At 63.4% G+C, this 12428-nt stretch carries 3 protein-coding genes; all 3 read right to left on the bottom strand.

Annotated features, from left to right (window positions below):
• Nucleotide 1: 1 nt before the first annotated feature.
• Nucleotides 2-7828, bottom strand: a complete 7827-nt coding sequence (locus ACZ0A4_RS04585) for an amino acid adenylation domain-containing protein (RefSeq protein WP_463573272.1) — start codon at nucleotides 7826-7828, stop codon at nucleotides 2-4.
• A complete protein-coding gene (locus tag ACZ0A4_RS04580; protein WP_463573270.1) occupies nucleotides 7825-11226 on the bottom strand; it encodes an amino acid adenylation domain-containing protein in 3402 nt (1133 codons plus the stop codon). The genes ACZ0A4_RS04585 and ACZ0A4_RS04580 overlap by 4 nt, the downstream gene beginning before the upstream one ends.
• Nucleotides 11227-11413: 187 nt before the next feature.
• Nucleotides 11414-12397 carry a TauD/TfdA family dioxygenase gene (locus ACZ0A4_RS04575; RefSeq protein WP_463573268.1) on the bottom strand — a complete coding sequence of 328 codons (984 nt, stop codon included), beginning with the start codon at nucleotides 12395-12397 and terminating at the stop codon, nucleotides 11414-11416.
• Nucleotides 12398-12428 lie beyond the last annotated feature (31 nt).

Here is a 12428-nt window from a genome sequence, read left to right as displayed (position 1 = left end):
CTCAAGAAATCAGTTTTTCCAGATCATCGAGGGATAGACGTTTGAGGGCCTCCAGGGATTTAGCCAATTCATCCTGAACGGGCGACATTTCGACGCGCAAGGCTTCGATTCGCGCGCAGAACGCCTTGAGGGTGTCGGTTTCGAACAGCTCCTTGAGCGGCACCTTGTCGCCCAGACGCTCCTTGATCCGCGTTACCACCAGCGTGGCCAGCAACGAGTGCCCGCCGAGCTGGAAGAAGTTGTCCGCGAGGCCCACCTGCTCGACTTCCAGCACCTCCTGCCAGATCGTCGCCACCTCCCACTGCAAATCGCTTTGCGGCGGCTGATAGTGTTGCTGCGTCGGGCCGTCGCCCAAGGCCATCAGCGCCTTGCGATCGAGCTTGCCGTTGGGGGTCAGCGGGATGGCTTCGATCAGGTGCAAGTGACCCGGCACCATGTGCGCCGGCAAGCGACTGGCCAGCGCATTGCGCAAGCGTTCCGCCAACGACGCCGGATCGGTCACCGCCTGCACTGCCACCACGTAAGCGTGCAGGTGTTTGCCGGCGGCACCGTCCTGAGCGAGCACCACGGCTTCACGGATCTCGTCCTGCTCCAGCAGTCGCGCTTCGATTTCGCTGAGTTCGATACGGAACCCGCGAATCTTCACCTGATGGTCAGCCCGGCCGATGTACTCGATGTTGCCGTCACTGCCCTGGCGCACCAGATCGCCGGTGCGGTACAGGCGTTCGCCGTTGCTGGCGTACGGGTTCGGCACAAAGCGTTCGGCGGTCAGTGCCGCGCGCATCAGATAACCCCGCGTGACACCGGCACCGCCCAGATACAGCTCGGCGGGTACGCCGCTCGGCAGCACTTGCAACTGGCTGTCGAGCAGATAGGCCACGGTGTTCGGCAACGGCCGGCCGATGTTCGCCTGCCCCTGCGGGGTGCGCAGAGTGAAGGTCGAATAGGTGGTGTCCTCCGACGGCCCGTAAAGGTCGTAGACCTGTTGCACCGACGTGCTCGCGTATAACGTGTCGACCAGGCCTTGCTTGAGCGGTTCGCCGGCCAGATTGATGGTCGCGACTGAACGCGGAATCTGCCCGGCACGTTGCAGCGCGGCAATCGCCGACGGCACCGTGTTGATCAGCGTGACCTGTTCGCGGGCCGGCAAATCGGCCAGCGCCAGCGCATTGTCCGCCAGCACCAGGCACCCACCGCAAGCCAGGGTGACGAAGATCTCCCAGACCGACAGGTCGAAGCAGATCGACGTCGAGGCCAGCACGCCGTGCAGCTGTTCTGCGCGATAGACCCCGGCCGACCACTGAATCAGCGCCGACAGGTTGCCATGGGTGATCGCCACGCCTTTCGGTTTGCCGGTCGAGCCCGAGGTGTAGATGACGTACGCCAGATTCGGCGCAGTGACGCTCACCACCGGTGCCGTTGCCGGGAACGCACTCAACGCGCCCGCTTCCACCAGCAGCACCTGCGCGCTCAAGGTTTCAGGCAACAACGCCAGTGCGGCCGGCTCGGTGATCAGCACGGCGGCGCGGCTGTCATCGAGCATGTGCAGCAAGCGTTCCTGCGGGTAGTCCGGATCCAGCGGTACATAGGCACCACCAGCCTTGAGGATCGCCAACAGCGCCACGAGCATGTCCGGCGTGCGCCGCATGCACACCCCGACCCGTACCTCTGGCCCGACGCCCAGCGTTTGCAGTTTGTGCGCCAGGCGATTGGCCCGAGCATCGAGGCTTTGGTAATCGATCTGTTGTTCGGCAAACAGCACCGCGTATGCCTGCGGCTGACGCTGCACCTGCGTGCCAATGTGCTCCAGCACCGTGCGCGCGTCCGTGGCCGTAACGTCGGCCTTGCCCCAAGCGATGGCCTGTTGACGCTGTGGCTCTGCGAGCAATTGCAACGCACCCAGCGGCTGCGTCGCATCGGCGAGGAACTGCGTCAGCAGGCTTTGCAGTTGCGCGCTCAAACCGTTGATTGCCGTTGCATCGAAACTGGCCTGGTCGTAACTGATCCCCAGACTCAGCTCACGCCCGGTGACCGCCACCAGCGTCAGCGGGTAGTTGGTCTGTTCCTGACGACGAATCGCCGAGAACGTCAGACCGGTGGCCGGGCCCTGTTGCAGCGCTTCGGCCATCGGGTAGTTTTCGAACACCAGAATGCTGTCGAACAACGCGCCGTTGCCCGCACCGGCCCAACGCTGAATGTCGTAGAGCGGCGTGTGTTCGTGCTCGCGCAGGGCCAGATTGACGCCTTGCACCTGTTGCAGCCACTGGCTGACGACGATCTCGGCGGACGGCGCCGCGACCACCGGCAAGGTATTGATGAACAGGCCGATCTGCTGCTCGACACCCGGCAAATCCGTCGGACGCCCGGCAACCGTGGCGCCGAACGCGACGTGGTCCTGCCCGGTGTAACGCTGCAACAGCACCAGCCACGCCGCTTGCACCAAGGTATTGAGGGTGACTTTCTGCTCACGGGCAAAACGGTTCAGATCCGTCGTCAACGTCTCGCTGAATACGTGCTCGTGATCCGCGTAACCGCTGGCCTCTGACTTCGCGCCCGACAAGGCACTGGCCAGACGCGTCGGTTCATCAAGATCAGCGAGGGCTGTCGTCCAGAAATCCCGACTGGCCTGCTGATCACGCTGACCCAGCCATTCGATGTAATCGCGATAACGCCCCTGCCCGACCGCCGGAGTCATGCCGGCATAACGCTGCAGCACTTCGCCGAACAACTGCGACGTGCTCCAGCCGTCCATGAGGATGTGGTGGCAGGTATAAATCAGGTGATGCGTGGCCTCGTCCGTGCGCACCAGCGTCACCCGCAACAGCGGCGCGCCGGTCAGGTCGAAACCGCTGGCGAGGTCTTCGCCGGCCAGTTGATCCAGGGCGGTGCCGAGGTCATGGCGACCACGCCAGTCCTGCACGCTCCATGGCATCTGCGCATTCTGACGCACCACTTGCACTGCGGCGGCGGCATCCTGTGGCCAGACAAAAGCCGTGCGCAGGATCTCGTGGGCATCAACGGTTCGCTGCCAGGCCTGACGGAAGCGCTCGGTGTCGAGTTGTTGCACATCGACGCGCAGTTGGTTGGTGTACGCCGGGCTGTCCGGATCGTTGACGCTGTGGAACAGAATGCCCTGCTGCATCGGCGACAGCGGATAGAGGTCAACGATGTCGCGGGCCGGGATCGGCAGTGCCGAGAGTTGCGCCTGGGTCAGCGTTGCCAGACTGAAGTCCGACGGCGTCACGGCCGCCTCGCCACTGTCGCAGCAATGCTCGATCAGTCGCTCCAGTTCGCGCCGGTAGGCTTCAGCCAGCGCCGCGACGGTCTCTGTGCGATACATGCCGGTGCCGAAGGTCCAGGTCAATTCCAGCTCACCACCGTAGACCTGACCGTCAACACTCAACCAGTTACCCAACGGCGCGGCCGCGTCCTGGTTAGCGCCGGTGCTGTCACCGCTCGGCACAAACAACGCGCCGGCGTCGGCGTTGAACGCACCGTCGAACTGGCCGAGATAGTTGAAGGTCACGCGCGGCTGCGGCAATGCCTGCAACTCGACGGATCGGATCAGGTAACGCAGCACACCAAATCCGATGCCTTTGCCCGGCACCGCACGCAGTTGTTCCTTGATCGCGCACAGCGACGCACCCGGCGTCGATTCGGGGGTCAGGCGCACCGGGAACAAGCTGCTGAACCAACCCACGGTGCGGCTCAGGTCGATGTCGTCGAACAAGTCTTCACGACCATGACCTTCGAGCTGAATCAGTACCGAAGGCTGTTCGCTCCAGTCACACAACACCCGCGCCAGAGCCGTCAGCAGCAGGTCGTTGATCTGCGTGCGATACGCCGCCGGCGCCACTTTAAGTAGCTTGTGCGTCAGCGCCTGACTCAAGCGCGAGCTGGCCCGGGCCGTCTGCTCGCGGGTCTGGGTGTCCTGCGGGAAATCCCGTGGCAGTTGTGCGTCGCCCGCCTCCAGGGTTTGCCGCCAGTAGGCGCTCTCAGCGGCCAGCGCTGCGCTTTGCCCGTAACGGTGCAAATGCTCGGCCCAGCTGTGCAGCGAGCTGCTTTTGCCCGGCAAGACCAGCGACGTGCCCGCCGCCAGCGCGGTGTAAGCGTGCTGCAGATCTTCCAGCAGAATGCGCCACGACACCCCGTCGACCACCAAGTGATGAATGACCAGCAACAGACGTTGCTCAGCGTTCGGCAGGCTCACCAGCAGCGCCCGCACCAGGCGCCCTTGTTGCAGATCGAGACTGCGCTGGGCTGCATCGGCGAGCGCCGGCAAAGCGTCCAGACTGTCCAGCTCACGCACCCACAACAGCTCTGGATCACGCTGGGTCTGCGGCATTGCCTGCCACACGTCGCCGGACGCCTGGAAATTCAGCGTCAATGCGTCGTGCTGTTCGATCAGCGCCGCCAGCGCTGTGCGCAGATGCGCGGCGTCGAGCGGCGTGGTCGGCTGCAACATCACCGACTGGTTCCAGTGCTGACGCTGGGCAATCGCGGTTTCGAAGAATCGTGCCTGAATCGGCAACAATGGCAACGGTCCGCGAGCCGCCGACACCGCAGCGGCGACGGGTTTGGCTTCGATCAGCTTGGCCACCGCGGCCAGTTGGCCGATGGTCTGTTTTTCGAACAGTTGCTTGGGGCTCAGCTTGATGCCCTGGCGTTTGGCTCGGGCGATGATTTGCAGGCTGAGGATCGAGTCGCCGCCCAGTTCAAAGAAGTTATCCGTGCTGCCCACACGCTCAAGCTTGAGCACGTCGGCCCAGATCGCCGCCAGTTTTTCTTCGACTTCACCCATTGGCGCGACGAAGTGTTGAGTGACCACCCCCGGCACCGGCAACGCACGTTTGTCGAGTTTGCCGTTGGCGGTCAGTGGCAGTTGCTCGAGCAGGACAATCTGCGCCGGCACCATGTAGTCCGGCAGGCACGCCTGCAACTGCTCGCGCAACGCCTGCGCCTGCAAGGTCAGACCCGCCACCGGCACACACCACGCAACCAGTTGCAGCCGGGTCGGGTCATCATCCAATGACAGCGCCAGCACCGCCGCTTCACTGACACCGTCGAGACCGAGCAGCACCCGCGCGACTTCCGCCGGTTCCACGCGATAACCGCGCACCTTGACCTGATCGTCGGCGCGGCCGATGAACTCCACCGTTTGCTGGCGATTGCGGCGTACCCGGTCACCGCTGCGATACACCCGCGCACCCGGCGCGCCGAACGGGTCCGGGAGGAAGCGCTCGGCGGTCAGCCCCGGCTGGTTCAGATAGCCCAGCGCCACGCTGTCACCACCGATGTACAACTCGCCAGCCACCTGATCGGCGACGTTGTTCAGCACATCGTCGAGCACGTAAACGTGAGCGCCGGCCAGTGCGCTACCGACCGGTACGCTGCGCGTCAGGGTCAGATCACCGACTTCATGGGCCAACACCCCCACCGTGGTTTCGCTCGGCCCATAGTGGTTGATGATGCGACAGCCCGGTTTGAGCTCGCGCACGCGTTCCACCAGTGCTGGCAAGCACGCCTCACCGCCGACGATCAACGCGTGTTCCGGCAGCACGTCGGCAGCCCGCGAGGCCTGCAGCAACGCGGCCAGATGGCCCGGGACGATCTTCAGCACGCCCACTTGATGCGTGGCCATGTACTCGGCAAACCGGTCCGGATCGAAGCCCAATTCTTCCGGCAAGACATGCAACAGGCGTCCCGAACACAGCGCGCCGAACAGCACGGTAAAACCCAGATCCGCAGCGATGGTCGAGACCAGTGCCATGCTGGCGTCCGCTGTCGGCGCCAGTCGCTCCAGCACACCGCGCACATAACTGCCCAGCGCGCCGTGGCTGACCAGCACGCCTTTCGGTTGCCCGGTGGAACCGGAGGTGTGAATCACATACGCCGGTGATTGCGCGCACGGCGTCACGGCTGGACAAGTGTCCGGCATTGACTGCCACTGCTGCGCTGCAAAGGCGATGCCCTGGCAGCCGTCGACCGCCAGCCCGGACACACGCGCATCGCCTTCGGCGCACAGCAGCAGCCGTGCTTTCGCAGCGCCAAGCATCTGCTGCAAGCGTGCGTCCGGCGCTTTTACGTCCAGCGGCATGTACACCGCGCCAGCCTTGAAGATCGCCAGCACCGAAGTCAGCCAGTCCAGCGAACGCTCCATCAGCACCGCCACCGGTTGGCCGGCGCGCACGCCCTGGGCGCGCAAATGATGGGCCAGCCGATTGGCCGTCTGATCCAGCGCCTGATAACTCAAGGCCTGATTCAAGTCGCGCGCGGCCAGTGCTTGAGGCTGGCGGGCGACTTCACGATCCCAGTGCTGCAACACCAGCAATGCCGGTGTTGCAGGTGCGTTCAGCGCGGCCGGCGCGAGCGTGGCGATGCTGTGAAGTGGTGCTTGCGGTGCTTCCAGCAACGCGCTGAACAGACCAAGCAAGGCCGGCACGAAAGCCTCGACCGTTTCCGCCCGATAGAGATCGCTGGCATAGCTCATCTGGCCGTGAATCAGCGTGCCGTCATCGGTGATGTCCAGCGCCAGATCGAAGTGGGTGCCGTCCTTGTCCAGCGGATACTCGGCAACGGTCAGCCCCGGCAGGGCCATCGAACGCTGCTTCTGCATGCCGACGTTCTGGTTGAACTTGGCCTGGAACAACGGGTTGTGGCCCAGGGTCCGTTCGGCCACCAGCTCGTCCACCAGTTGTTCGAACGGCAGCTCTTGATGCGCCTGCGCACCGAACGAGGCTTCACGCACCCGCGCCAGCAAATCCTCGAAACTGCCGCGCTCATCCACCTCGCATCGCAACACTTGGGTGTTGACGAAAAAGCCGATCAGCCCTTCGACTTCAGCACGGCCACGGTTGGCATTCGGCACGCCGACGCGAATGTCGCGCTGCCCCGCCTGCCGCGACAGGAACAGCGAGAACCCGGCCAGCACCAGCATGAACAGACTGATGCCCTGGCTACGGGCAAAGGCGTTGAGTTGCAGGGACAACGGCGCACCGAAATCAAAACTCAGGGTCTGGCCCTCGAAGCTTTGCGTTAGCGGTCGGGCAAAGTCCGGGGCGACTTCCAGCAGCGGGTGCTCTTCACCCAGTTGCTGGCGCCAGTACTCGAGTTGACGCTCGCCCTCGCCAGCCTCCAGCCAGCGGCGCTGCCAGATCGCATAGTCGGCGTATTGCAGCGTCAGCGCTGGCAATTGCGGTTCGCGTTCGAGGCTGAACGCCTGATAACACTGGACGAACTCCTTGACCATCACGTCCATCGACCAGCCGTCAGAGACGATGTGGTGCATGCTCACCACCAATACAAACTCTTCGTCGGCCAATGCAAACAGACTGGCGCGCAGCAGCGGCCCGTGGCGCAAATCGAAAGGTCGTGCGGTGACGGTCTGCACCTGTTGCGCCAATGCTTGCTCGCGCTCTGACAGCGGCAGCCCGGTCAGGTCAATGCGTTCCACGGCCAGAGGTTGCTGATCAAGGATCAGCTGATGTGGCTGATCACCGTCAGTCTGGAACACCGTGCGCAGGACTTCATGGCGCGCCACCAGATGATCGAAGGAGCGCTGCAGCGCCGCTTCGTCCAGACGCCCGTTCAGGCGCAGGCCGGCGGCCATGTTGTAGGCGGCGCTTTGCGGTTCGAGTTGCCAGAGAAACAGCAGACGCTGCTGAGCGAACGACAACGGGATCGGCGCGACATCGTGACGACTGACCGGCAGCGGCAACAGGCTGAAGTCCTTGCCGTCTTCGCGCAGCTTGGCCAGAAACAGCCGACGCTGCTCCAGCGGCAAGCCGACGAATCTCTTCGCGATACGTTCCGCCATGGTGCCGCTCATACTTCTTCTCCTTCCAAAGCATTCATGAACTGATCCATATCGGACCAGTCGTCGTTCGTTGCACCGTCAGCCAGTTGCGCCAGCACCGCCGCCAATTCACCCAGCAGCGGTTTCTCGAACAGGCTGCGCAGCGGCAGCACCACGCCCTGCTGACTTTTCACCCGGGCAATCACTTGCGCGGCCAACAGCGAGTGGCCACCCAGTTCAAAAAAGTGATCGTCCAGACCCACCCGCGAAACTTGCAGGACATCCGCCCAGATCTGCGCCAGACACCGCTCGGCGTCCGATTGCGGGGCGCGATAATCGCCCTGCAACTGCGCCGGGTCCGGCGCTGGCAAGGCCTTGCGATCGAGCTTGCCGCTCGGTGTCAGCGGCAGGTTCGCTAGCAACAGCAGATGGCCCGGCACCATGTAGTCCGGCAGATTGGCCTGCAGCGCCGCGCGGATTTGCTGACGGAACGCCGCTTGCGTCGCCGCGCTTTGCAGCACGGCCGGATCGCTGACCACGTAGGCCACCAGTTGCAAGCCACCGCTTAGCGGAACTGCCAGCACCACCGCTTCGCGGATGCCGGGGCATTGCTGCAGGCGCGACTCGATTTCGCCCAACTCGATGCGGAAACCGCGAATCTTCACTTGATGATCGACCCGGCCGATGTACTCCACGGCTCCGTCAGGTCGCAGTCGCGCGCGGTCGCCGGTGCGATACAGGCGCTGGCCGTCGGCGAACGGGTCAGCGATAAAGCGCTCGGCGCTGAGGATCGGCTGACGGTGATATCCACGCGCCAGGCCCGGCCCGCCGATGTACAACTCGCCCACCGCGCCTTGCGGCAGCAGGTTCAAATCATCGTCCAGCACGTACAGGCGCCGCGCGTCGAGACCGTGGCCGATCGGGATACCGCGCCACGACACGGCGTCCGCCGTCAGCGCGGTGCAGTCGTGAATGGTCGAAACCACCGTGGCTTCGGTCGGCCCGTAGGTGTTGAGCAATCGCACATGGCCCAGACCGGCCTGTTGCCACAGGCGCAAACCGTCCACCGCCATCGCTTCGCCGCCGACGTGAATCTGCCGCAGCGCACCGAAACCGCTCGGTGGATTAGCAGCATATTCCTGCACCAGCCAATACCAATAAGCGGCCGGCAAATCGGCCAGAGTGATGCCGTGCTCGACAATCACTTGATGCAACGCCGCGCTGTCCCACAACCGCGCATCGCGCAGGACGACTGCGGCGCCATGGCACAGCGGCGGGAAAAACTGCTCGACGAAGCCGTCGAAGCTGCTGGTGGCGAATTGCAAAACGCGGTCGCCTTCGCGCAGGTCGCTGTAATCGATGGCGCGGGCGATGAACTCGCTCAACGCGCCGTGACTGACCGCGACGCCTTTCGGGCGGCCGGTCGAGCCTGAGGTGTAGATCACGTAGGCGAGGTTTTGCGCTTCGACCGTCACCGACAGATTGTCGGCGCGATCACTCTCGGTCAGTTGTTCCAGGCACAGGCAATCAACGCCACCAAGGTCCGGCAGGCTGGCGAGGCTTTCGCGATCGGTGAGTAGCAGTTTCAGGCCACTGTCATCGAGCACGTGGCGCAAACGTTCGGCCGGTGTTTGCGGATCCAGCGGCACGTAAGCGCCACCGGCCTTGAGCACCGCCAGCAACGCCACTGCCAGCTCCAGCGAGCGCCCCAGCGCCACGCCGACCAGCACGTCAGGGCCGACACCGCGAGTGCGCAACTGATGGGCCAGGCGATTGCTGCGGGTGTTCAACTCGGTGTAGGTAAGTGACGGCGACGGTTCGGTCGCCAGCATCACCGCCGCTGCCTGCGGCGTGCGCGCCACCTGCGCTTCGAACAGGGTCTGCACACTGGCGAAAACCGGTTCTGCCTCGGTGTCTTGAATCAGTTGTGCGCGTTCGGCCTCCGCCAGCAGTTCGATTTCGCCGACGATTTGCTGCGAATCACGGCACACGGACGCGAGGATGTTGCGCCAATGCTCTGCCATCGCTGCAATGGTCGCGGCATCAAAAATATCGGTGGCATACGTGAACGCCGCGAACAACTGCTCGCCCTCCTCGCGGGTGTCGAGCATCAGGTCGCTGGTGGCGGCATGTTGACGACCGCTGCCGGCCAGTTGTGCTTGCGTCAAATAGCCCACCTGCAAACCGGACTCAAGTTGCACGTGCTGCAAGTCGGTCACCAGCGGCTGGTGGTTGAACATCACCTGGAACAACGGGTTGTGGCTTTGGCTGCGCGCCGGTTGCAAGGCTTCGATCAAGGCGTCGAACGGCAGATCCTGATGAACCTGCGCGCCGAGTGCCGCCTGACGCAAGTTCTGCAACAGATCGGCAAAGCGCGTTTGCGCGGTGACTTCGCTGCGCAGGATCTGCGTGTTGACGAAGAAGCCGATCAGCCCTTCGGTTTCGCTGCGAGTGCGGTTGGCGATCAGCCCGCCAACGCGAATATCGGTCTGGCCGCTGTAGCGATGCAACAACGTTTTGAACGCCGCCAACAGCACCACGAACAGGGTCACGCCCTGACGTTGCGCAAGATTTTTAAGGTCCTGGCGCAGCGCTGCGTCGATGACCGTTTCCAGACGGGCGCCCTGATGACTGGATTGCGCCGGATAGGCACGATCGGTCGGCAGCTCAAGCACCGGATGCTCGGCACCCAATTGCGCACGCCAGTAATCCAGCTGACGTTCGCGCTCACCGGCCTCCAGCCAACTGCGTTGCCACAGCGCGTAATCGCGGTAATGCACGGTGAGTGCCGGCAACGACGGCTCGCGCCCCGCTACCAGTGCGTCGTAGGTGCGCATGAACTCATCGATGAGAATGTTCATCGACCAGCCATCGGCGATGATGTGGTGCAGCGTGAGCAGCAATACGTGTTCCTGCTCGGCCAGGCGCAACAGGCGCAGACTGAGCAGCGGGCCGCTCTCAAGATCGAAGGCCTGACCGGCTTCCGCCATCATGTGCTGCTGCGCCAGCGGCCAGCGTTGGGCTTCGGGCACTGCACTGAGATCGGTGATCGCCAGTTTCAACGGCTGCGGTTCGGCGACACGCTGAAATGCGCGCTCACCTTCCTGACCGAAGGTGGTGCGCAAGCATTCGTGTCGTGCCGCCAGCAGACTGAACGCCTGCTCCAGCGCCTGCGCTTGCAGATCGCCCGTCAGGCGCACCGCCATCGGCAGGTTGTAGGCAGCGCTGTGCGGGTCCAGTTGCCAGAGAAACCACATCCGCTGCTGGGCATACGAAAGCCCGTCCCGCTCGGCGACGCCGACACAGGCAGTCATGGGCAGTTGCGCAAAATCGATGCCCTCACGGGCCATGCCGGCGAGGAACAAACGGCGTTTGTCCTGTGGCAGTTCGATAAAGCGACGGGCTAGTTTCTGGGCGTCTGCGGCATTCATGCATGGGGTCCTTGCTGATCGGCGGCGTGACCAGGAGACCCGGTCGTATCAACAAGAACGAATGACAAACGCGATGATTTAGCGCACTGGCGCAACAGCGGCTCGACGGTCACCCCAGCAGGCGCACAAATGCCGAAGCCGGTACAAGACCGGCTTCGGCAGTTTTACCATTGCGCGTGAGGATTGTTCAGAGCGGACCCTGTGAATGCCCTTCAGCCATGGCGACAATCACTTTACGCGGACCTTCGAACGGCGAACGCGCATGCGCCGAGAGCATGTTGTCGAGCATCAGCACATCGCCCTCCTGCCAAGGGAAGCTGATCGCGCACTCATCGAGCACCGCGCGGATCTGCGCCAGCACCTCGTCTTCAATCGCCGAGCCATCGCCGTAATAGACGTTACGCGGCAAATCTTCTTCGTCGACGATATCGAGCAGGCTTTCACGCACTTCCGCTTGCAGGTTGGAAATGTGGAACAGGTGCGCCTGATTGAACCAGACGTTGTCACCGGTCACCGGATGGACCGCCACCGCCTGACAGGTCTGACGGGTGCGCAACTCACCGTCGTCCTTCCATTCGCAGACAATGCCGTGGGCCTTGCAGTAGGCCTCGACGACTTCGCGATCTTCAGTGTTGAAGACGTCTTCCCAAGCCACATCCAGACCATTGCCAAAGTTGCGCACATACATCAGCCCTTTGCTGACGAAGCGCTCGCGAATCGCCGCCGGAATCCGCCGATACACGTCGCGACTGTCGGCGATCGGCGTCTCGCCACCGGACTTGGCGGCGATCATGCTGTAGAACCAGATTTTCATCGGCCAGTCGCGGGAGTAGGCCTGCTCGTTGTGCAGCGGAATGCTCTGGTGCGCCGGGTATTCGGTGGAGGTGTACACGCCTTGCGTCACGTTGGTGCGCGGCGTCGAGCCGAACTCATAGTTCAATAACGGATGGCCGAAACTGGCTGCAAACTGACGGAACTGTTCGGCGCCGTTCAGACGGAAGCCACGGAACAGCACCCCGCCGTCGCGCAGTAAATGTTCGTCCACCAGCTCTTTCAATTCATCGAACACCGCCAGCAAGTCGGTGTCCGCATCGGTCGCCTCTACCAACAACGGCAAGCGCCCCCGTTGCGGCAGCAGTGGCCGAACGGAAAATCCCACAGCAACAGCCATGTCTGGCCTCCTGTAATCACTCGATAGGTGA

It is taken from the genome of Pseudomonas sp. AC172, assembly GCF_979258595.1.
This window is presented reverse-complemented; position numbering and strand designations above follow the sequence as displayed.

Excerpts from the sequence above, each read along its gene's own strand:
- ACZ0A4_RS04580 (WP_463573270.1), bottom strand. The coding sequence starts at position 11,226 with ATGAATGCCGCAGACGCCCAGAAACTAGCCCGTCGCTTTATCGAACTG.
- ACZ0A4_RS04585 (WP_463573272.1), bottom strand. The coding sequence starts at position 7,828 with ATGAGCGGCACCATGGCGGAACGTATCGCGAAGAGATTCGTCGGCTTG.
- ACZ0A4_RS04575 (WP_463573268.1), bottom strand. The coding sequence starts at position 12,397 with ATGGCTGTTGCTGTGGGATTTTCCGTTCGGCCACTGCTGCCGCAACGG.